This is a genomic window from Nocardia asteroides (assembly GCF_021183625.1).
In the GTDB taxonomy this organism is placed as follows: Bacteria; Actinomycetota; Actinomycetes; order Mycobacteriales; family Mycobacteriaceae; genus Nocardia; species Nocardia asteroides_A.
This window is the reverse complement of the sequence record NZ_CP089214.1, coordinates 3230518-3253149: the sequence shown is the minus strand read 5'-3', so window position 1 is coordinate 3253149 and position 22632 is coordinate 3230518. Positions and strand designations below refer to the sequence as shown.

The 22632-nt window shown below is 72.1% G+C and carries 17 protein-coding genes (1 of these 17 only partly in view); 14 read left to right on the top strand and 3 right to left on the bottom strand.

Annotated elements, in window-relative coordinates; translation table 11 throughout:
- Window positions 1–6: 6 nt before the first annotated feature.
- Window positions 7–525: an Lrp/AsnC family transcriptional regulator gene (locus tag LTT61_RS15385; protein WP_233020644.1), complete on the bottom strand. Its 519-nt coding sequence runs from the start codon at window positions 523–525 to the stop codon at window positions 7–9.
- A gap of 111 nt (window positions 526–636) precedes the next feature.
- On the opposite strand from LTT61_RS15385, the gene hppD reads away from it, so the two are divergent.
- From hppD to LTT61_RS15335, 10 genes are all read left to right on the top strand, one after another.
- Window positions 637–1800 (top strand): 4-hydroxyphenylpyruvate dioxygenase, encoded by a 1164-nt coding sequence (gene hppD / locus LTT61_RS15380; RefSeq protein WP_233020643.1) that lies wholly within the window; start codon window positions 637–639, stop codon window positions 1798–1800.
- A gap of 37 nt (window positions 1801–1837) precedes the next feature.
- Window positions 1838–2359, top strand: a complete 522-nt coding sequence (locus LTT61_RS15375) for a DUF3558 domain-containing protein (protein ID WP_233020642.1) — start codon at window positions 1838–1840, stop codon at window positions 2357–2359.
- 8 nt (window positions 2360–2367) lie between these two features.
- Window positions 2368–2919 (top strand): DUF3558 domain-containing protein, encoded by a 552-nt coding sequence (locus LTT61_RS15370; protein ID WP_233020641.1) that lies wholly within the window; start codon window positions 2368–2370, stop codon window positions 2917–2919.
- 291 nt (window positions 2920–3210) lie between these two features.
- Window positions 3211–3585, top strand: coding sequence for a 30S ribosomal protein S12 (rpsL, locus tag LTT61_RS15365; protein WP_067653430.1), 375 nt, complete (start codon window positions 3211–3213; stop codon window positions 3583–3585).
- 1 nt (window position 3586) lies between these two features.
- Complete coding sequence (rpsG, locus tag LTT61_RS15360; RefSeq protein WP_233020640.1) at window positions 3587–4057, top strand: 30S ribosomal protein S7; 471 nt, start codon at window positions 3587–3589, stop codon at window positions 4055–4057.
- A 126-nt stretch (window positions 4058–4183) separates the two neighbouring features.
- Entirely contained in the window at window positions 4184–6286 is a 2103-nt protein-coding gene (gene fusA / locus LTT61_RS15355; RefSeq protein ID WP_233020639.1) for an elongation factor G, read from the top strand.
- Window positions 6287–6388: 102 nt separating this feature from the next.
- Window positions 6389–7579, top strand: a complete 1191-nt coding sequence (tuf, locus tag LTT61_RS15350) for an elongation factor Tu (RefSeq protein WP_233020638.1) — start codon at window positions 6389–6391, stop codon at window positions 7577–7579.
- A 161-nt stretch (window positions 7580–7740) separates the two neighbouring features.
- Window positions 7741–8955: an NAD(P)/FAD-dependent oxidoreductase gene (locus LTT61_RS15345; protein WP_233020637.1), complete on the top strand. Its 1215-nt coding sequence runs from the start codon at window positions 7741–7743 to the stop codon at window positions 8953–8955.
- 50 nt (window positions 8956–9005) lie between these two features.
- Entirely contained in the window at window positions 9006–9770 is a 765-nt protein-coding gene (locus LTT61_RS15340) for a glutamate racemase (protein ID WP_233020636.1), read from the top strand.
- A gap of 134 nt (window positions 9771–9904) precedes the next feature.
- Window positions 9905–10618 carry a DNA alkylation repair protein gene (locus LTT61_RS15335; protein WP_233021026.1) on the top strand — a complete coding sequence of 238 codons (714 nt, stop codon included), beginning with the start codon at window positions 9905–9907 and terminating at the stop codon, window positions 10616–10618.
- A gap of 18 nt (window positions 10619–10636) precedes the next feature.
- On the opposite strand, the gene LTT61_RS15330 is transcribed toward LTT61_RS15335, so the two are convergent.
- Complete coding sequence (locus LTT61_RS15330; RefSeq protein ID WP_233020635.1) at window positions 10637–11692, bottom strand: ferredoxin--NADP reductase; 1056 nt, start codon at window positions 11690–11692, stop codon at window positions 10637–10639.
- 61 nt (window positions 11693–11753) lie between these two features.
- On the bottom strand, window positions 11754–12392 hold the full coding sequence (mftR2, locus tag LTT61_RS15325) for a mycofactocin system transcriptional regulator MftR2 (RefSeq protein ID WP_233020634.1): 639 nt from the start codon (window positions 12390–12392) through the stop codon (window positions 11754–11756).
- Between the two features lie 309 nt (window positions 12393–12701).
- Here mftR2 and mftF point away from each other — a divergent pair, with 309 nt between their 5' ends.
- The 4 genes from mftF to LTT61_RS15305 all read left to right on the top strand — a co-directional run.
- Window positions 12702–14102, top strand: a complete 1401-nt coding sequence (mftF, locus tag LTT61_RS15320; protein WP_233020633.1) for a mycofactocin biosynthesis glycosyltransferase MftF — start codon at window positions 12702–12704, stop codon at window positions 14100–14102.
- A gap of 3 nt (window positions 14103–14105) precedes the next feature.
- A complete protein-coding gene (mftG, locus tag LTT61_RS15315) occupies window positions 14106–15542 on the top strand; it encodes a mycofactocin system GMC family oxidoreductase MftG (protein ID WP_233020632.1) in 1437 nt (478 codons plus the stop codon).
- A gap of 124 nt (window positions 15543–15666) precedes the next feature.
- Entirely contained in the window at window positions 15667–17067 is a 1401-nt protein-coding gene (locus LTT61_RS15310) for a GAF domain-containing protein (RefSeq protein ID WP_233020631.1), read from the top strand.
- 440 nt (window positions 17068–17507) lie between these two features.
- On the top strand, window positions 17508–22632 hold the beginning of the coding sequence (locus tag LTT61_RS15305; RefSeq protein ID WP_233020630.1) for a non-ribosomal peptide synthase/polyketide synthase. It continues 12665 nt past the right edge of the window; only the first 5125 of its 17790 coding nucleotides appear in the window; its start codon is at window positions 17508–17510; its stop codon lies beyond the right edge, outside the window.

The following is a 22632-nucleotide window of genomic DNA, read 5'->3' as shown; positions in this document are numbered from 1 at the left end:
CCGCCCCTACCTGGTGTCGCGGTAGGCCGGAGCCTTGCTCGTCCCCGCGGGCGCGAGCGTGCGCAGCAGCGGAAGCGTGCGGCGCGGCACCACGGTGGAGAGCACGATGACGCTGTGCGAGCGCACCACCGACCCGGTCCGGTCGATGCTGAGCAGCACCGCCTGCAACCCGGCGTGCGAATCGGCGGCGATCCGGCAGAGCACATCGCCGGAGCCGGTGGTGGCGTAGGCCTCCAGCACGCCCGGGATGGCGGCCAGCTCCGCGGCGACGCTGTCCAGCGCGCCCTGCGCGATCTCCAGCGTCACGAACGCCTGCACGTCGAACCCGGCCGCGGTGACGTCGATGTGCGGGTCGTAGGAGGCGATCACCCCGGCCTGCTCCATCCGGCCGATCCGCGCCTGCACCGTCGCGCGGGCCACCCTGGTCCGCCGGGAGAGCTCGAGGATGCCTGCCTTCTGGTACTCGTGCATGGCGGCGAGGATGGCCAGATCGAGTTCGTCCAGCCGCACCTGGCTCTTGGTCATACTGTTCATTCTGCCAAGGAAAACCCGGTATCCGCTGGCCGGATGTACCGGCATGCCCACGATTTTCTCGCGAGCTTGCCCGGCACGGGCGGCGCGCGGTCTCGTAGGGCGATGACGGTGGAACCGATTCCGAGCGAGCAGGAACTGCGCACCCTCGTCGGGCTGGTCGATCACGACACCGGCGCCGACCCCTTCCCGGTGATCGGCTGGGACGCCCTGGTCTGGGTCGTCGGCAACGCCACCCAGGCCGCGCACTTCCTGCGCAGCGCCTTCGGCATGCGGCAGGTGGCCTACTCCGGCCCGGAGACCGGCAACCGCGACCACAAGGCCTTCGTGCTGCGCGCGGGGGCGGCGCGGTTCGTCGTGGCGGGCGCGGTCGACCCGGCCAGCCCGCTGGCCGCGCACCACCGCGAGCACGGCGACGGCATCGCCGACATCGCGCTCGAGGTGCCGGACGTGGACCGCTGCGTACGCACCGCCCGCGCCCGCGGCGCCACCGTGCTGACCGAACCGCACGACGAGACCGACGAGTTCGGCACCGTCCGGGTGGCCGCGCTCGCCGCCTACGGCGACACCAGGCACACCCTGATCGACCGCTCCCGCTACGACGGGCCGTACCGCCCCGGCTTCGTCGCGCGCACCGGCGGCCGCACCGGCGCACCGGTCTTCCTCGCCGTCGACCACGTGGTCGGCAATGTCGAGCTGGGCCGGATGGACCGCTGGGCCGGCTTCTACCGCGACGTCATGGGGTTCACCGATCTGGCCGAGTTCATCGGCGACGACATCGCCACCGAGTACTCGGCGCTGATGAGCAAGGTGGTGGCGAACGGCAACCACCGGGTGAAGTTCCCGCTGAACGAGCCCGCGCCCGGCCGCAAGCGCTCGCAGATCGACGAGTTCCTGGAGTTCTACCGCGGGCCCGGGGTGCAGCACGTCGCACTCGCCACCGCCGACATCATCGGCGCCGTCGACATCCTGCGCGCGCAGGGCATCGAGTTCCTCGACACCCCGGCCGCCTACTACCGCGACCCCGAGCTGCGGGCGCGGATCGGGCACGTCCGGGCGCCGGTCGCGGAGCTGGAGCGCCGCGGCATCCTGGTCGACCGGGACGAGGACGGCTACCTGCTGCAGATCTTCACCCGCCCGCTCGGCGACCGCCCCACCGTCTTCTTCGAACTGATCGAGCGGCACGGCTCACTCGGCTTCGGCAAGGGCAACTTCCGTGCGCTCTTCGAGGCGATCGAGCGGGAGCAGGAGGCGAGGGGGAATCTGTGAGCCGGTGCGCTGCCCGGCACTCGGTACAGTTCGAGGCATGCGGATCAAGTGGGCGGCGGTCGCGGTGGCAGCCTCGGCGCTCGTGCTCTCGGGCTGCGGCTCCGGCGACGGCTCCGAGCAGCCAGGTCCCTCCCGGCCCGCGCCGAAGGTCGTCGCGCTCGGGCCCTTCGTCGGCGAGTGCGGCAACGTCACCGATGACGAGATCCGCGATGCCGGCGGGATCGGCCAGGCCACCAGGGTTTTCCGGAACGCGGTCGGCTGCAACTGGCAGGCCGGCGGCTTCGGCGGGGCCAGCATCACCTTCGCCTCCTACCGGGGCAGCCCGATCGAGCGCGAGCGGGCCTGGGTGACGGTGAACGGCCGCGCGCCCGAGCAGATCGAGGTGGCGGGCAAGCCCGGCTTCGCCGCGCTCGACCCCGGCGGCTCGATCTGCGACCTGGCCATCCAGCTCGGCGACGACTTCTTCGAGTGGTCGACCAACCTCGGGCCGTTCGGCACCGGCAACCCCTGCGACCGCAGCCGGGCGCTGGCCGAGCTGACGCTCCAGCGGATCCGGTGAGGAGCGGCATGCGAAACGGACTGCGCAGGGGCGGGGCGGCGCTCGCCGCCGCGCTCGCCGTGACCGCGGCGGTGAGCGGCTGCGGCCGGGAGATCCAGGGCACGCCGCTCGGGGTCGGCGAGAGCCAGCCGGTCGACACCAGGCTGGACAAGCTGCTCCGCGAGTGCGACATCCTGAGCCACGAGCAGATCGGCGAGGCGATCGGCGAGGGCGTCACCCCCGAGGACTCCTTCTTCGGCGCGGTCTGCATGTGGGATCTGATCGGCGCACCCGGCGGCGATGGAATGGCTACTCTGAACTGGTACGAGAACGGCTCGCTCGGCAACGAGAAGCAGACGAACAACAAGCTCGGGTACCAGACGGAGAACGTCACCGTCGACAGCGCGCTGGTCCTGCAGATCCGCAGGCCCGGCGATCCGGACTCGTGCGGCATGGCGGCGAGTGCGCCGGACAACGGCGTGATCGGGTGGTGGCTCAACTACCGGGCCGGCTCCAGCCACCCGGACCCGTGCGAGTCGGTCCGCAAACTCATGGCGCTGACGCTGAACCTGGCGCGGTGATATCCCCGCCCAGCCACGCGGTGATATCCCCGCCCAGCCGCCCGCTGACCACCCCGTTTCGACCTTTCTCGAGGTCACGGGTATCGTGGACGGCTGTGCCCGGAACGTAGCGGGCAGGTTCGTGTGCAGACGTAGGCCAGCGAGAGCGGCCGACCCCCTCAGGTGTGCCTGGAATCCGGGGTTCCGTACCGCGCGCGACACGCCCGACCTCGGGACGCGAGAAATGGGGTCGGACGTGCAGCTGAGCCATGAAGTTCCCGTACCGCGATAACAACTGAGGAAAGCCGGTCTATGCCAACCATCAACCAGCTGGTCCGCAAGGGTCGCCGTGACAAGGTCGCCAAGACCAAGACCGCGGCGCTCAAGGGCAGCCCGCAGCGCCGTGGCGTGTGCACCCGGGTGTACACCACGACCCCCAAGAAGCCGAACTCCGCGCTCCGCAAGGTTGCGCGTGTTCGCCTGACCAGCGCGATCGAGGTCACGGCGTACATCCCCGGCGAAGGCCACAACCTGCAGGAGCACTCGATGGTGCTCGTCCGCGGCGGTCGTGTGAAGGACCTCCCCGGTGTGCGCTACAAGATCATCCGCGGCTCGCTCGACACCCAGGGCGTGAAGAACCGCAAGCAGGCCCGCAGCCGCTACGGCGCCAAGAAGGAGAAGAGCTGATATGCCGCGCAAGGGTCCCGCTCCCAAGCGTCCGTTGATCAATGACCCGGTCTACGGGTCGCCGCTGGTCACCCAGCTGGTCAACAAGATCCTGATGGACGGTAAGAAGTCCACCGCCGAGCGCATCGTCTACGGCGCGCTGGAGCAGGCGCGGGAGAAGACCGGCACCGATCCGGTCGTCACCCTCAAGCGCGCGCTGGACAACGTCAAGCCCGCCCTCGAGGTCAAGCCGCGCCGCGTCGGTGGCGCCACCTACCAGGTGCCGATCGAGGTCCGCCCGGGCCGCTCCAACACCCTGGCGCTGCGCTGGCTGGTCAACTACTCGCGGGCACGCCGCGAGAAGACCATGGTGGAGCGGCTGGCCAACGAGTTGCTCGACGCCAGCAACGGCCTCGGCGCCTCGGTCAAGCGCCGCGAGGACACGCACAAGATGGCCGAGTCCAACCGGGCCTTCGCGCACTACCGCTGGTGATTCCCGCCCGGCCCGTCATCGCTGTCGGGGCCGGCGGGCTCACGGTCGAGAACCGGGCATCTCGGTGCCCGTTCCGGCGTTGACAACCGAAGACGCATCCCAGAGAGCAGAGCGGGGAAGATTTCCGTGGCACAGGACGTGCTCACCGACCTGAACAAGGTCCGAAACATCGGCATCATGGCCCACATCGATGCCGGTAAGACCACCACTACCGAACGCATCCTCTTCTACACCGGCATCACGTACAAGATCGGTGAGGTCCACGACGGCGCGGCCACGATGGACTGGATGGAGCAGGAGCAGGAGCGTGGTATCACCATCACCTCCGCCGCGACCACGTGCTTCTGGAAAGACAACCAGATCAACATCATCGACACCCCCGGGCACGTCGACTTCACCGTCGAGGTGGAGCGGTCGCTGCGGGTGCTCGATGGCGCCGTGGCCGTGTTCGACGGCAAGGAGGGCGTCGAGCCCCAGTCCGAGCAGGTGTGGCGTCAGGCCGACAAGTACGACGTGCCGCGGATCTGCTTCGTCAACAAGATGGACAAGCTCGGTGCGGATTTCTACTTCACCGTGCGCACCATCCAGGAGCGCCTCGGCGCCAAGCCGCTGGTGCTTCAGTTGCCGATCGGCGCCGAGGACACCTTCGAGGGCATCGTCGACCTGGTCGAGAACAACGCCAAGGTCTGGCGCGGCGAGACCAAGCTCGGCGAGGAGTACGAGGTCGTCGAGATCCCGGACGATCTGAAGGAGCGCGCCGAGGAGTACCGCACCGCGCTGCTGGAGACCGTCGCCGAGTCCGACGAGGCGCTGCTGGAGAAGTTCTTCGGCGGCGAGGAGCTCTCGATCGAGGAGATCAAGGGCGCCATCCGCAAGCTGACGGTGAACTCCGAGCTCTACCCGGTGCTCTGCGGCTCCGCGTTCAAGAACAAGGGCGTGCAGCCCATGCTGGACGCGGTCATCGACTACCTCCCCTCGCCGCTGGACGTGGAGAACACCACGGGCCACGTCCCCGGCAAGGAAGAGGAGCTGCTGACCCGCAAGCCGGACGCCTCCGAGCCGTTCGCGGCGCTGGCGTTCAAGATCGCGGTGCACCCCTTCTTCGGCAAGCTGACCTACGTCCGGGTGTACTCCGGCAAGGTCGACTCCGGAGCCCAGGTGATCAACTCCACCAAGGGCAAGAAGGAGCGGCTCGGCAAGCTGTTCCAGATGCACTCCAACAAGGAGAATCCGGTCGGCGCGGCCTCCGCGGGGCACATCTACGCGGTCATCGGCCTCAAGGACACCACCACCGGTGACACCCTGAGCGATCCGCAGAAGCAGATCGTGCTGGAGTCCATGACCTTCCCGGACCCGGTCATCGAGGTCTCGATCGAGCCCAAGACCAAGTCCGACCAGGAGAAGCTGGGCACCGCGATCCAGCGGCTCTCGGAAGAGGACCCGACCTTCTCGGTCAAGCTGGACCAGGAGACCGGCCAGACCGTCATCGGCGGCATGGGCGAGCTGCACCTGGACATCCTGGTCGACCGGATGCGGCGCGAGTTCAAGGTCGAGGCGAACGTCGGCAAGCCGCAGGTGGCCTACCGCGAGACGCTGACCAAGGCGGTCGAGAAGCACGAGTACACGCACAAGAAGCAGACCGGTGGCTCCGGCCAGTTCGCGAAGGTCATCATCGCCCTCGAGCCGTTCGTCGGCGAGGACGGCGCGACCTACGAGTTCGAGAACAAGGTCACCGGTGGCCGCGTGCCGCGCGAGTACATCCCCTCGGTCGACGCGGGCATCCAGGACGCCATGCAGTACGGCGTGCTGGCCGGGTACCCGCTGGTCAACATCAAGGCGAAGCTGCTCGACGGCGCCTACCACGACGTCGACTCCTCGGAGATGGCGTTCAAGATCGCCGGCGCGCAGGCCCTGAAGGAAGCGGCCCGCAAGGCCGGTCCGGTCATCCTCGAGCCGCTGATGGCGGTCGAGGTGATCACGCCCGAGGACTACATGGGCGATGTGATCGGCGACCTGAACTCCCGCCGTGGCCAGATCCAGGCCATGGAGGAACGCAGTGGTGCCCGTGTCGTCAAGGCGCTGGTTCCGCTCTCGGAGATGTTCGGCTACATCGGTGACCTGCGGTCGAAGACCCAGGGCCGGGCGAACTACTCCATGGTGTTCGACTCGTACGCGGAGGTTCCGGCCAACGTGTCGAAGGAGATCATCGCCAAGGCGACCGGCGAGTAACACGCTCCCGGGCGTACGCAATACCCTTTCCCCGTGTAAGTGCGGGGGAGACCACCGCACTGCTGCAACTGCACGCACCAAGACAGTCCAGGAGGACACAAAGTGGCGAAGGCGAAGTTCGAGCGGACGAAGCCGCACGTCAACATCGGCACCATCGGTCACGTCGACCACGGCAAGACCACGCTGACCGCGGCGATCACCAAGGTGCTGGCCGACAAGTACCCGACCCTGAACGCGGCGTTCGCGTTCGACCAGATCGACAAGGCGCCGGAGGAGAAGGCTCGTGGTATCACGATCAACATCTCCCACGTCGAGTACCAGACGGAGAAGCGGCACTACGCCCACGTCGACGCCCCGGGCCACGCCGACTACATCAAGAACATGATCACCGGTGCGGCGCAGATGGACGGCGCGATCCTGGTCGTGGCGGCCACCGACGGCCCGATGCCGCAGACCCGCGAGCACGTGCTGCTCGCCCGCCAGGTCGGCGTGCCCTACATCCTGGTCGCGCTGAACAAGTCGGACATGGTCGACGACGAGGAGATCCTCGAGCTCGTCGAGATGGAGGTCCGCGAGCTGCTGGCCGCCCAGGAGTTCGACGAGGATGCCCCCGTCGTTCGCGTCTCCGGCCTGAAGGCGCTCGAGGGTGACGAGAAGTGGGTCGCCTCCGTCGTCGAGCTCATGGACGCGGTCGACGAGTCCATCCCGGACCCGGTGCGCGAGACCGAGAAGCCGTTCCTGATGCCGATCGAGGACGTCTTCACGATCACCGGCCGTGGCACCGTCGTCACCGGTCGCGTCGAGCGCGGCATCGTGAACGTGAACGAAGAGGTCGAGATCGTCGGGATCAAGGAGAAGACGACCAAGACCACGATCACCGGCATCGAGATGTTCCGCAAGCTGCTCGACCAGGGTCAGGCGGGCGACAACGTCGGCCTGCTGGTCCGCGGCATCAAGCGCGAGGACGTGGAGCGCGGCCAGGTCGTCGTCAAGCCGGGCACCACGACCCCGCACACCGAGTTCGAGGGCCAGGCGTACATCCTGTCGAAGGACGAGGGTGGCCGCCACACCCCGTTCTTCAACAACTACCGCCCGCAGTTCTACTTCCGCACCACCGACGTGACCGGTGTCGTCACCCTCCCCGAGGGCACCGAGATGGTCATGCCCGGCGACAACACGGAGATGCTGGTCAAGCTGATCCAGCCGATCGCCATGGAAGAGGGCCTGCGCTTCGCGATCCGTGAGGGTGGCCGCACCGTCGGTGCCGGTCGCGTGATCAAGATCCTGAAGTGATGTCCTGACATCGCGGTTCGAGCGGCGTCGCCCCTGCGGGGGCGGCGCCGCTCGGCGTTTCGGGGGCGAACGACGGTGCTGACGACCAAACAAGCACTTGCTAGGGTGATAGCTACCTCGTTCCAGGTATGATAACGGCATTCTCGAGAATGGAGAACGCGATGACCGCACCGATCGTGATCGTCGGCGCAGGCCTTGCCGGGCTGCGAACCGCAGAGGAGCTGCGGCGGGCCGGGTACGAGGGCGGCCTCGTCCTGGTCGGCGACGAGGACCGGCCGCCGTACGACCGCCCGCCGCTGTCCAAGCAGTTCGTGCGCGGCGAGGTCGAGGACACGGCGCTGCGGCCGCCCGAGTTCTTCGCCGAGAAGCAGATCGAGCTGCGGCTCGGCGTGGCGGCGGCCGGGGTCGACATCGCGCACCGCAGGCTGCTGCTCGCGGACGGCGGTGAGCTGGAGTACGCGCACCTGGTGATCGCCACCGGGCTGCGCCCGCGCAGGCTCACCGGGCTGCCCGAGCTGGCCGGGATCCACGTGCTGCGTTCGCACAGTGACGCTGTCGCCCTGCGTGCCGCGGTTGGCTCGGCGCGCAGCGCGCTGGTGATCGGGGCCGGGTTCATCGGCTGCGAGGTGGCGGCATCGTTCCGGGCCGAGGGGCTGGACGTGGTGCTGGTGGAGCCGCAGGCCGCGCCGCTGGCCGGTGTGCTCGGCGAGCAGGTCGGCGAGCGGGTCGCCGAGATGCACCGGGCCAAGGGCGTCGACGTGCGCTGCGGGCTCGGCGTCTCGCTGCTGCACGCCGACGAGAACGGGGCGGTGCGCGGGGCCGAGCTCAGCGACGGCAGCGAGGTGGCGGCCGATCTGGTGGTGTTCGGCGTCGGCTCGCGGCCCGAGGTGGAGTGGTTGGCCGAGTCCGGGGTCGAGCTGGCGCCCGCCGGGGCCGGTGGCGGCGTCCTCGCCGACGAGAACGGCCGCACCTCCGCGGCCGGGGTCTGGGCGGCGGGCGATGTGGCGGCCTGGCGCACCGCGGCCGGTGCGCACCGGCGGATGGAGCACTGGACCAGCGCGGGCGAGCAGGCGCGGGTGGTCGCGCTGCACATCCTGGCCGAGCTGGTGCCAGGCACCGAGGTGCCCGCCGTGCCCGCGCAGGTGCCGTACTTCTGGAGCGACCAGTACGAGCTCAAGCTGCAGGCGCTCGGCAAGCCGAGCCCGGCCGACGACCTGCACGTGGAGCCGGGGAACGGGCACGCCTTCATCGCCTACTACTCGCGGGACGGGATCCTCACCGCCGTGGTCGGCGCGGGTATGGCCGGGAAGGTGATGAAGGCGCGGGGCAAGATCGCCGCGGGCGCGCGGGTCGCGGACGTGCTCGCGCCCGCCTGAGCGCGGCTCGGCGGGCAGGGGTGTCCCGGCCCTGTAATACGGTGAGCGGTGTGATCGTGGCGCTCATCGATTCGGGGCTCGGCCTGCTGCCGACGGCGGCCTGGCTGCGCAAACTGCGCCCGGACGTGGACCTGCTGCTCCAGCTCGACCCGGACGGCGCGCCCTGGGGGCCGAAGCCGGAGGCGTGGACGGTGCAGCGGGTGCTCGACACCGCCGCGGATTCGCTGCGGCTCGGCGCCGAGGTGATCGTGCTGCCGTGCAATACCGCCAGCGTCACCGCGCTGGCGCAGCTGCGGGCCATGGTGGGGCCGCAGGTGCCGGTGGTCGGCACCGTGCCCGCCATCAAGCCCGCCGCGGCGGAGTGCCGCTCGGTGGCGGTCTGGGCGACCGCGGCCACCACCGCCAGCCGGTACCAGGCGGACCTGATCGCCCGCTTCGGCGGTGCCGCCGAGGTGGTCGGGATCGCCTGCCACGGCCTCGCCGACTCCATCGACCGCGGCGAGCTCGCGGCCGCCCGCCGGGCCATCGCCTCGGCCGCCGAGCGCACGCCCGATGGCGTCGAGGGTGTCGTGCTCGGCTGCACGCACTACCCGCTCATGGCCGACGAGATCCTGGCCGCGCTGCCCGCCGGGGTCCGGCTCTTCGACAGCGCGCCCGCGGTGGCCGCGCAGACGGTGCGCCGGATGGCGGAGCTGGGGCGGCCGAGCACCGGAAACGGCACCATCCTGGTGCGCACCAGCGGGCGCCCCGGGCCGCTGCCGCCGAGCGCGGGGGCGTTCGAGTCGGGGCGGCTGCTCGGCGCCGGGCTGCCGTGACCCCTGGCGTCGATCGGGTCCGCGAGCCAAGGTGGCAGGTCGGAACCGCAGGCAGCGCGGCCGGTGCCGGGGGACGGCGGTCGGCAGGCACGGAAGCACGGAGTTCGGCGGTCGGCTCGGATACCGCCGTTGCGCTGCGGGCCGCGCTGGCGGCGCAGGCCGATCCCGTCGACGCCGCGGGGTTGCGGCGCTTCTTCAAGACCGGGCCGGGCGAGTACGGCGAGGGCGATGTCTTCATCGGGGTCCGGGTGCCCGCCACCAGGAAGGTCGCCGCGCGCTTTGCCGAACTGCCGCTGGATCAGGTCGACGAGCTGCTGGCGAGCCCGGTGCACGAGGAGCGGCTGGCGGCGCTCTTCATCCTGAACCGCCGCTCCGAACTCGCCGCCCGCCCGCGCAGCCGTGACGAGGAGACGCAGCGCGCGATCGTCGAGCTGTACCTGCGTGCGGTGCGCGGCGGGCGAGTGAACAACTGGGACCTGGTGGACGCCTCCGCCGAGCACATCGTCGGCCGCTGGCTGCTCGACCGCCCGCGCGACCTGCTCGTCGAGCTCGCCGCCGCCGATTCGCTCTGGGAGCGCCGGGTCGCGCTGCTCAGCACCTTCGCCTTCATCAAGGCCGGTGATCCGGGCACCACGCTGGAGCTGGTCGAACTGCTGCTGCCGGACCGCCGCGACCTGCTGCAGAAGGCGTCCGGGTGGATGCTCCGCGAGGTCGGCAAGCGGGTCGACCGCGCGGTGCTGACCGGCTTCCTCGACCAGCACGCGGCGGCCATGGGCCGTACCGCGCTCAGCTACGCCACCGAGCACCTCGATCCGGCCGAGCGCGCCCGCTACCGCGCCCTGCGCTGAGCGCTCAGAGCTGAGCGCTCAGAACTGGATGCGCAGCCGGTCGGTGATCGGGCGGGCCTGGCAGCCGAGGATGTACCCGTTCTCGATGTCCTCGGGGTCGAGGATCTCGGCGTTGTCCATCTCGACCTTGCCCTCGAGCACGGTGCAGGCGCAGGAGCCGCACTCGCCCTCCTGGCAGGAGTAGGGCACGTCGATGCCCCTGTCGAGCATGATGTCGACCAGTGTCTGCTTGCGCGGCCAGCGCAGCTCGTGCGTCTCGCCGTCCAGCTCCACCTCGACGGTGGCGGCGTCGGCGGCGTCCGCGTCGCTCACCTCGGCGGCGACGTGCTCGGCGAACGGGTCGCCCGCCAGCGAGTTGAAGACCTCGGCGTGCGTGCGGTCGCGCGGGACGCCGAGCGTGCCGAGCGCGTCGTGCACCCGGTCCATGAACGCCTTGGGGCCGCACATGAAGGCGTGGTGCTCGGTGTAGGGCGCCACCAGCCCGGCCAGCTGCTCGGTGCTCGGCAGCCCCTGCAGGCTCTCCAGCCAGTGCAGCACGGTGAGCCTGCCGGGGTGGCGCTTGGCCAGCTCGCGCAGCTCGTCGGCGAAGATCACCGAGGCGGCGTCCCGGTTGGCATAGACCAGCACGATCCGGCCGGAGCCCTGATCCAGCGCGGACTTCAGGATGGACATGACCGGCGTGATGCCGCTGCCCGCGCCGAAGAGCAGCAGGTCGGCGCCGAGATCCTTGGGGGTGAAGACGCCGGAGGGCGGGAGCACCTCTAGCTCGTCACCTGCCTTGACGTTGTCGCAGACCCAGTTGGAGCCGTAGCCGCCGTCGGTGCGCTTCACCGTCACCTTGGGCGCGTCGTCGGTATGCGGCGAGCTGGCCAGGGAGTAGCAGCGCGCCACCGAGCCGGTGCGGTCGCTGGGAATGCGCAGGGTCAGGAACTGGCCCGGCTTGTACTGGAACCGCTCGCGCAACGCGTCCGGCACCTCGAAGACGAGCGAGCAGGCGTCGGCCGTCTCCGCGACGACCGCGGCGACGCGCAGCACGGCCGAACGCGAACCATGGGGGACCTCGACGGTGGTCATGTCGTCCTTTCCGGACCCGGCGGCACCGGGAGCGACGCGAGAACTAGAACGTGTTGCAGTTTTATCCTACGTCGGCGCGCGGCCGGCGGACAAGCTGGGCCTCCAGCCCGGCGACGAGCACCTCCATGCCGAAGTCGTAGGAGTAGCGGCCGCGCAGGTCCGCCATGTATCGGCTGGCCCGGGCCACCGGCTCCGGCAGGGTGACGTCCGGGGGCGAGTAGCGGTCGCGCGGCTGCACCCGGCTGCGGCCGAAGAGGTAGGTGTGGATCGTGGCGTAGGCGGCGAGCACGTTGCGGTCGTCGAAGCCGGCGTCGACCAGGATCTCCATGATGGCGGTGATCAGGTCGAGCTGTTTGCCGAGCATCTGTTCGAGCAGGATGTCGCCGAGCCCGGGGTGCTTGCGCAGCTTCTCGTCGATCTGGTCGATCAGGTCGCGCAGCCGCAGCTGCCACGGCCCGGAATCCGGCGGTGGCGTGCGGAGTCCGGTGAGCGCGGCGGTGGCGACCAGGTCGAGCAGCTCGCGCTTGTCGGCCACGTAGTAGTAGGGGGCCATCGGCGAGACGCCGAGTTCGCGGGATAGTCGCCGCATGGAGAGCTTCGCCACGCCGTCCTGGCGGACCACCCGCAGTGCGGCCTCGACGATCTCGGCCTCCGAGAGCGAGTTGCCCGCCCCGCCGGCCTGCGTGCGTCCGACTCCCATGCCACCTCTACCGCCGCGGGTGTGTGCCACCCGTCACTCGCCGTTCACCTGCGTTTCCCACCGAAGTCTAGAACCCGCGCGGGCGGGCCGGTTCCGCGCGCGGCGCGCCCGGTCAACCGGGGGTGCGGGGCGATGCCTGGTTCACCGTGCCGCCCCGCGCGCGGGGGCACTGTAACGTGTTGCGGTTTTTCCGGCCGCTCCGCGAGGTTGCCCCCGGTATGCCGGACCTCGCGCGGCGGCTCGCCCCAACGCCGCAGGTGGCGGCGGCCGATGATGCCCGCGCCGCCGATTCGGCATAGCATCGCAGGAATGCGCCACGATCGCCTGCCCGACGGTTTCGGGGTGCGGATCGATCCGCGGGTGCGCGCGTTCTCGGGCGGCCGGATCCTGATCGGCGGCTCGCCCGCCCGGCTGCTGCGGCTCGCGCCGGAGGCCGCCGCCATGATCGGCGACGGCTACCTGGAGGTCACCGATCAGCGCTCGGCCACGGTGGCGCGGCGGCTGCTCGACTCGGGGGTCGGCAATCCGCGCCCGCGGCTGCTGCCGTCGCCGGAGCAGGTGACGGTGGTGGTGCCGCTGCGCGACAACGCCGCCGGGCTCGACCGGTTGCTGGCCGGAATCTCCGAGCACCACCGGGTGATCGTGGTGGACGACGGCTCGACCGAGCCGGTGCGCGACCCGCTGCGGCGGGCGGCGGTCACCGTGCTGCGGCACGACCGGGCGCTCGGCCCGTCGGCCGCGCGCAATGCCGGGCTGCGCGCCGCGACGACCGACTACGTTGCCTTCCTCGACAGCGACGTGGTCCCGCGCACCGGGTGGCTGGAGGTCATGCTCGGGCACTTCAGCGACCCCGAGGTGGCGCTGGTCGCGCCGCGCATCGTCGCGCTCGACCCGCGCGCCAATGCCCTTGCCCGCTACGAGCATTCGCGTTCGTCGCTGGACCTGGGGCGGCGCGAGGCCGCGGTGCGCTCGAACACCGTGGTCAGCTACGTGCCGAGCGCTGCGCTGCTGGTGCGCAGGCAGGCGCTGCTGGACGCGGGCGGCTTCGACGAGGACATGCGGGTCGCGGAGGACGTCGACCTGTGCTGGCGGCTGGAGCGCGCGGGCTGGCGGCTGCGGTACGAGCCGGCCGCCAGGGTGGCGCACGACCACCGGGTGACCTTCCGCTCCTGGTTCGCGCGCAGGCGGTACTACGGCACCGGCGCCGCCCCGCTGGCGGAGCGGCACGCGGAGCTGGTCTCCCCGCTCACGCTGCCCGCCTGGACCCTGCTCGCCGCCGTGCTCTTCGGCACCGGCACCAAGCTCGGCGCGGCGGGCGGGATCGGCACGCTGTTCGCGGCCGGGCTGCGGCTGCGCCGGGCGCTCGCCGGGCTGGACAACCCGAATCGGATCGCGGCGATCTACGTCACCAGGGGCTTCGCCGGCGGGCTGTGGCGGATCGCCTCCGCGGCCTGCAGGCACTACTGGCCGGTGACGCTGCTCGCGGTGCTGGCCTCGCGCCGGATCCGGCGGGTGGCGCTGCTGCTCGCGGTCGGCGAGGGGCTGGTCGACTGGTACACGCACTACCAGCGCGACGGCCTCGACCCGGTGCGGTACCTGGGCTTCAAGCGGCTGGACGACATCGCCTACGGCTCCGGGCTGTGGCTCGGGGCGTACCGGGCGCGCAGCGCGGCCGCGCTCACCCCGGTGCTCCGCTTCCGGATGGGCTGAGCCGTGCGGCCGGAGCCGGACACGCTGGTCGTCGGCGCCGGTACCGCAGGCTGCGTGGTCGCCGCCCGGTTGAGCGCCGACCCCGCGCACACCGTGCTGGTCCTGGAGGCCGGCCCGGTCTGGGCGACCCCCGCGCTGGCTCCGCCCGGCCTGCTCGACGCCGCGACGCTGCCGCTCGACCCGGCCGCGCCGTGGCTGCGGCACTACCCCGCCGTGCTCGGGTACGCCGACGGCGTCCCGGTCGCGGCCACCCTGGTGCGCGGGGCGGCGCTCGGCGGCTCCGGCGCGGTCAACGGGGCCTACTTCATCCGCCCGCCCGCCGCCGACCTTGCCGCCTGGTCCGCGCAGGTCGGCGACGACAGCTGGAGCGCTGCCGCGCTGGCGCCGGTCTTCGCGGCGATCGAGCGCGACCTGGACTTCGGCTCCGCGCCCTACCACGGCACCGACGGCCCCATCCCGGTGCGCCGCCCCGCCGCGCCGGACGACCCCTTCACCGCCGCCGCGCTGGCCGCGGGCTTCCCCACGGTGCCGGACTGGAATGCCCCTGATGCCCCCGCCACCGGCGTCGGCCCGGTGCCCTGCTCGCTGGACGGCCCGCTGCGCGCCGACACCGGCTCCCGCTACCTGCTGCCCGCGCTGAGCAGGCCGAACCTCGCGCTGCGCGGCGGAACCCAGGTCACCGGGCTGCTCATCGAGCGCGGCCGGGTGGCCGGGGTGCGCACGGAGACCGAGACCATGCGCGCGGGCCGGGTGGTGCTCTGCGCCGGCGCCATCGAGTCGGCGGCGCTGCTGCTGCGCTCCGGTATCGGCCCGCCGGACGAGCTGCGCGCCGCCGGGATCGAGCCGATGCTGGCGGCGCCGGTCGGGCTGCACTGCGCCGACCACCCGGAGATCGGGCTCGACTACCGCGCCGCTGTGCGCCGCCCCGGCGCGGTGGCGCTGGAGACGGTGCTGGAGCTGGACGGCGTCGAGGTGCGGCCGTACGCGCTGGAGTTCGCGCCGGGGGTGCGCCGGATCGGGGTCGCGCTCATGCGCCCGGCTACCACCGGAACGCTCCGGCTGCGCGCCGCCGACCCCCGCGTGCCTCCTGTGATCGAACACAACCACCTGGCCGCCGCGGCCGATCGGCGGGCGATGCGCGACGGCCTCGGCGGCGCGGCCGAACTGCTGTCCGGGATGGCGGGCGCGCGGGCGTCGGCGCAGCCGCCCGCGGCGGCCGGACTGCCCGCGATTCTCACCACTTCGCAACATTTGGCCGGCTCCTGTCGCATGGGGAGGCAGGATGACAACCATGCGGTGGTGGACCGGATGGGACGGCTGTACGGCCTGGACGACCTGTGGATCGCGGACCTGTCGATCGTGCCGGTCCCGCTGTCCCGCGGGCCGCAGGCGATGGTCGTCGCGCTCGCGGAGCTGATCGCGGCCGGCCTGCGCGGATAATCTGAAGGACTAATAGGTCACAATTTCGCCGCCGCGGTCGCCATTGTGAGGTGAAGGACAAAGGAGCCATCCGCCCCGCCGAGAACCTACGCGCCGGTACAGTTTGGGGGGGAAAGAAAGGCTAATGGTCAGCAATCTTGCGGGTGGGCGGCCTCGAGGGCAGCAAGAAGACGCCGCTACCAGACCGCGCGAAGGTATTACGGCGGCCCCTGCTGCGGAGCACGGCTCCGAGCTCGGTGCGCTGGAGGCCTATGCCGCGCAGGCCCACGGGTACCTCGGCGCGGGTGGCGAGCAGCTGTCGCAGCTCGCCGGTCTGCTGCGCCCCCTGGTCCTCGAATCGTGGTTGCGGAGCGTGCGCGGTGGCATCGATCCGCTCGACCCGGTGGACGGCCGCGGGCTGCGCGGCGCCGATCTGCAGCGCTACCGGGACGCGCACCCGATCGCCGTGCTGATGCCGCTCATCGACAAACTCCTCGTGCAGGACGCCGCGCGCGGCGGGCTCATCGTGGTGGTCGCCGACCAGTTCGGCCGGGTGCTCACCGTGCACGGCAACGAGGATCTGGTGAGCGCGGTCGCCGAGATCGGGCTGCGCGCGGGCGACGACCTGAGCGAGCGGCGGGTCGGCACCGGCGCCGTCGGGCTCGTCGTCCGCACCGGCCGCGCGGCCTGGATCCACGGTCCCGAGCACTTCCTGCACCGCATGCACCAGCTCACCGGCGCGGCCGCCCCCGTGCACGCGCCCGACGGCAGGCTGGTCGGGGTGCTGATGATCGCGGGTGGCGTCCGGGTGGCGCGGCCGGAGATCCTCGCCCTGGTCAAGGCCGCGGCCACCGCCGCAGAGATGGACCTGCTGCTGCGCGCCATGCGGGCCGAGCGGCACGGCTCCCCTGACGATCCGGCCCCGCCGATCGGCAGGCTCGCGCTCGACGTGCTCGGCCTCGGCCAGCCACAGCTCTCCACGCCGACCGGCCGGGTGCTGCTCTCCCAGCGCCACGCCGAGATCCTGCTGCTGCTCACCGAGCACCCCGAGGGGCTCGGCGCCGACCACCTCGCGCTGCTGCTCGACGACACCGACCTGGACAACGGCACCATCAGGGCCGCCATGTCCCGGCTGCGCGCGGTCGTCGGCCCCGCCGTCTTCGGCTCCCGGCCGTACCGGCTGCGCACCCACGTGGCTACCGACGTCGACGCGCTGCGCGGTGCGCTCGACTCCGGCGACGTCGACGCCGCGCTCCGGCTCTACGCCGGGCCGGTGCTGCCGCGCTCGAACGCCCCCGGCATCCTCGACATCCGCGACGAACTGCGGGTGCGGCTGCGCGCGGCGGTACTGAACTCCGGCGACTCCGCCGTGCTGCGCAGGTGGACCGCGGGCCCCGAGGGGCGGGACGACGCCGACGCCTGGGTGGCATATCGCGCCACCGTCGATCGCGAATCCCCGCTGTATGCGCAGATAGAGGCCAAGATCCGGGTTCTCGACCGCAGGCTCGGCGCCGATGCAACGCGGATGCAACGTTTCGCCCCATAGTCTCGGCCGGCATCGGTGCCACAGGTCACATTCAGCCGCTGAATGTGGTCCGTGACACCTTCGTGCCCGGATTGTCCGGGCCACCCGGCAACTTCTGGTCAATCGCCCAGGTTTTTTGGATGAAAAAGTTCCGTTTTTTTAACGCAGGACATAGTGTCCAATGCGCGGACCGAATCCGTGTGAGGTAGGCAACAGGTCGCGGTGACGACACCCGCGGCGGAATGGTGAGGAGTCAGGACAGCTGAACCGGCCCCGGCGGGCGGACACCGCCGAGGACTGGTGGCCACCGGGAGCCGGCGGCCACCGCTTCGTTCACATTCGAGGATCCGCGCGAGCCGTAACGGCAGGTCGCGCAGTCAACACCCCGCGGTAGCGCAGGTCTCTTTGTGCTGCCCGGAAACCGTTCGGCGACAACGGAATCGGATAGCTTGGAGGCTCTGGTGCAGGGTACGGAGACGGGTGGGGCCGGCGTGCGGAACGACGGCGGAACCCAGGGCACCGAACCGTTCGCGCTGGCCCCGGCGCAGCTGGGTGTCTGGTACGCCCAGCTGCTCGAGCCCGAGGTCCCGATCAATGTCGCCCAGTACGTCGACGTCGAGGGCGAGCTCGATCCGGAGCTGCTGCAGGAGGTCACGCGGGTCGCCGCCGCGGAGTACGAATCGGCGCTGGTCCGGCTCGGGGAGCGGGACGGGGTGCCGTTCCAGCTCGTCGATCCCACGCTGAACGTCGACATCCCCGTCATCGATCTGCGCGGGCACGCCGACCCGGTCGCCGCCGGGCAGGCCTGGATGCGGGCCGACGCGGCCCGCCCGGTCGACCTGCTCGCCGACCGGCTCTTCGCCGGCGCCGCGCTGCGGGTCGGCGCGCGGCGCTGGTTCTGGTACATGCGGGTGCATCACATCGTGCTCGACGGATTCGGCGCGCTCGCCAGCGCGACCCGGATCGCCGAGCTGTACACCGCGCGGGTCTCCGGCACCGAGCCCGCCCCGGCGCGGACGGGGTCGCTGACCGAGCTCGCCGCCGCCGAGCTGCGCTACCGGGAGAGCAGCCGCTTCGCCGCCGACCGGGAGCACTGGGCCGCGCGGGTGGCCGGGCTCGACGAGGTGACCAGCCTGGCCGGGCGCACGGCCCCGCGATCGGCGAGCAACCTCGTCGCGGGCGCGGTGCTGCCGGAGCGGCTGACCGAGCGGCTGACCGCGCTCGCCGCCGCGCACGACTCCACGCTCGCCGTCGTGCTGCTGGGCGGCTTCGCCTGCTACCTCGGCAGGCTCACCGACCGCGATCAGGTGGTGCTGAGCCTGCCGGTGACCGCGCGGACCACCGCCGTGATGCGGCGCTCGGGCGGCATGCTCTCCAACGTGGTCCCGCTCCGGCTGCGGGTGGACGGCACCTGGGGTGAGCTGCTGCGCGACACCAGGGTCGAGGTGACGGGGGCGCTGCGGCACCAGCGCTTCCGGCACGAGGACATCCGCGGCGCGGGCGAGCGCGAGGGTGCGCCTGCGCGCCGCGCGCTCTTCGGCCCGCTCGCCAACATCATGCTGTTCGGCACCGATCTGACGCTCGGCTCGACCACCGGCCGCAACCACGTGGTCTCCACCGGCGCGGTGGAGGACCTGAGCCTGAACGTGTACTACGGCGACCGGGACCTGGTGCACGTCGACCTGGAGGCGAACCCGAACCTCTACACCCCGGAGGAGGTCGCGCGGCACCACGCCCGGTTCGCCGGGTTCCTGGAGCGGCTGGCCGCGGTACCGCCCGAGCAGCGGCTGGAGGTCGTTCCGGTCGCCACCGAGCTGGAGCTCGAGGTGAGCACGCGGATCTGGAACGAGACCGGGTTCGCGGTGCCGGAGACCACGCTGCCGGAGCTGTTCCTGGCGCAGGTGCGGCGCAGCCCCGACGCCGTCGCGGTGCGCGCGGCCGACGGTGCCGCGCTGACCTATCGCGAGCTGGCCGAGCGCAGTGCGCGGCTGGCGCGGGCGCTGGTGGCGCGCGGGGCCGGGCCGGAGACCGTGGTCGCGGTGCACCTGCGGCGCTCGCTCGACCTGGTGGTGGCGCTGTACGGGATCCAGGCGGCGGGGGCGGCGTACCTGCCGCTCGACCCGGATCACCCGGCCGAGCGGACCGCGCACATCCTGCGCACCGCGGTACCGGCGTGCGTGCTGACGACGGGCGCGGGCTCGCTGCCCGCTTCCGAGCTGCGGCCCGCGCCCGGCGCGCTGAATCCTGCCGCGGCGACACCGCTCGATGCGCCGAGTTCCGCCGCCGTGCCGGTCGCCGCGGGGGCGGCGATCCCGGTGCTCGACCTGGCCGAGGCCATCGCCTCCGCCCCCGATGGCATCGCGCTGCCCGCCGTGCGGCCGGAGCATCCGGCGTACGTGCTGTTCACCTCCGGCTCCACCGGGCTCCCGAAGGGCGTGACGGTGCCGCACGCCGCCATCGTGAACCGGCTGGTGTGGATGCAGGAGCAGTACCGGCTCGCCACGGACGACGTCGTCCTGCAGAAGACCCCGGCCACCTTCGACGTGTCGGTGTGGGAGTTCTTCTGGCCGCTGCAGGTCGGGGCCACCCTGGTCCTCGCGGGCCCGGACGGGCACCGCGACCCCGCGCACCTGCACGCCGCTATCGCCGCGCACGGCGTGACGGTCGCGCACTTCGTTCCCTCCGTGCTCGACGCCTTCCTCGGGTACCGGGACTTCCCCACGCGCAGCACCCTGCGGCAGGTCTTCGCCTCCGGCGAGGCGCTGCCCGCCGCCACCGCGCAGCGGCTCCGGCGGCGCACCGGGGCCAGGCTGCACAACCTCTACGGTCCAACGGAGGCGGCGGTCGACGTCACCTTCCACGAGGTGACCGACAACGACTCCCGCTCGGTACCGATCGGTGCTCCGGTGTTCAACACCCGGCTGCACGTGCTCGATTCACGGCTGCGGCCGGTACCGGTCGGGGCTCCGGGCGAGCTGTATCTGTCGGGGGTACAGCTCGCCCGCGGGTACATCGCCAGGCCGGGGCTGACCGCGGCGCGCTTCGTCGCCGACCCGTTCGGCGGGCCGGAGGGCATCGCGGACCCGGGCGCTCGGCTCTACCGCACCGGCGACCTGGTGCGCTGGACCGCCACCGGCGAGCTGGAGTACCTGGGCCGCACCGACTTCCAGGTCAAGCTGCGCGGGCTGCGGATCGAGCTCGGCGAGATCGAGGCGGTGCTGGCGGCGGTGCCCGGCGTTGCCCGCGCGGTCGTGCTGGTGCGCGACGACGCGGGGGCGGGCGAGCAGCTCGTCGCCTACGCGGTGCCTGCCGGGGCGGCCCCGCCCGAGCTCGGGCAACTGCGTGCGGCGGCGCTCGCGGCGCTGCCGTCGTACATGGTCCCGGCGGCTTTCGTGGTCCTCGACGCGCTTCCGGTGACGGCGTCGGGCAAACTGGATCGGTCGGCGCTGCCCGCACCGGTCCGCACCGCGGCGGTGCACACCGCGCCGGTCGGCCCGATCGAGGAGATCGTGGCCGGGGTCTTCGCGGAGGTGCTCGGCTGCGCGCGGGTCGGGCGCGACGACGACTTCTTCACCCTCGGCGGGAACAGCCTCGCGGCCACCCAGGTGGCCGCCAGGCTCTCCGCCGACCTGGACTGCCTGCTCGGCGTCCGCGACCTGTTCACCGCGACGACGGTGCGCGGGCTCGCGGAGCTGGTCGAGCGGGCGGGCGGATCCGGCGGCGCGCCCGGTGTCGCGCAGCTGCGGGCGCGGCAACGGCCGCCGCTGGTTCCGTTGTCCCCCGCGCAGCGGCGCATCTGGTTCCTGAACCGGTTCGAGCGCGGCGGCGCGGGGTACAACATGCCCTTCGCGCTGCGGCTCACCGGCACGGTCGAGCCGGACGCGCTGCGCGCCGCGGTGACCGACCTGGTCACCAGGCACGAGGTGCTGCGCACCGTCTTCCCGGCCGCCGAGGAGCCGTCGCCTGCCCACCAGCTGGTGCTCGACCCGGCGCCCATGCTCGGTGCGCCGGTGCCGTTGACCGCCGACGAGCTGGACGGCAGGCTCGCCGCCGCGGCCGCGACCGGCTTCGACCTGACCCGCGAGATCCCCTTCCGGGCAACGCTCTTCGCCGTCGACGACGATTCGTTCGCGCTGCTCGTCGTGCTGCACCACATCGCCGCCGACGGCCTCTCGCTGCGGGTCCTCGCCCGCGACCTCGCGCACGCCTACAGCGCTCGGCTGACCGGCGCCGCATCGGCCGCGCCGCCGCTCGCGGTGCAGTACGCCGACTACAGCCTCTGGCAGCACGAACTCGACCGCGGCGGGCAGCTGGCCTACTGGACCGATCAGCTGGCCGGGCTGCCCGACGCGCTCGCGCTGCCCACCGACCGCCCGCGCCCCGCGATCGCCTCCGGCCGCGGCGGCACGCACCGGCTGCCGGTGTCCGCCGGGCTGGCCGCCGCCATCGGCGAATTCGCCGCGGCGCACGGGGTCTCCACCTTCATGGTGTGGCACGCCGCGCTCGCCGTGCTGCTCGCCCGGTTCGCCGGGGCCGACGACATCGCCATCGGCACCCCCGTCGCCGGGCGCGGCCACCGCGCGCTGGACGACCTGGTCGGCATGTTCGTGAACACCCTGGTGCTGCGCACCGCGGTCGACCCGGGCAGGTCCTTCGCCGAGCTGCTCCGCACGGTGCGCGATACCGACCTCGCCGCCTTCGGCCACGCCGACGTGCCGTTCGAGCAGCTCGTCGAGGTCATCGACCCGCCGCGGTCGCAGGCGCGGCACCCGCTCTTCCAGGTGCTGCTCGCCTTCGACAACGCGACGGCAATCACACTGGAACTGCCCGGCGCGCAGGTGCGCGCCAGTACCCTGGACACCGGAGTCACCAAATTCGACCTCCAGCTCACCATCTCGGCGAGCCGGAGGGAGCGCCCGGTCGGTGCCGAGCTCGGGGAAGGTTCGGCACCGACCGAGGTAGCAGCCGAAATCTCGTACGCGACGGAGCTCTTCGACCGCGCGACGATCGAGGGGCTGGCCGGGGCGCTGATCATGCTGCTGCGCGCCGTGCTCGCCGACCCGGCGGTTCCCGTCGGCGACCTGCCGGTGCTCGATGCCGCCGAGCGCGGCCGGATCGCCGCGCTCGGCACGGCTCCCGCGCTCGCCGCCCCCGCCACTGTGCTGGAGCCGCTCGCCGCGCAGGCGCTGCGCACCCCGGGCGCCCCCGCCGTCACCGATGGCGCGCGCACCCTGAGCTACGCGGACTTCGCCGCCGAGACCGCCCGGCTGGCCCGCGCGCTGATCGCGGCCGGGGTCGGGCCGGAGACCAGGGTGGTGCTCGGCATGCGCCGCTCGCTGGAGTTCGTGCTGGCCGCGCACGCCGTGCTGGTGGCCGGTGGCGCGTATGTCCCCATCGATCCGGATCAGCCCGCCGCGCGGCTGGCCACGGTGCTCGCCGAAGCCGCGCCGATCTGTGTGCTGACCAGGGCGGCGGACGGCTGGGCTCGCCCCGGCGAGCTGCCGGTGCTCATCGTCGACGACCCCGGGCACGCCGCCTACACCGACACCCCGGTGACCGACGCCGACCGGCTGCGGCCGCTGCGAC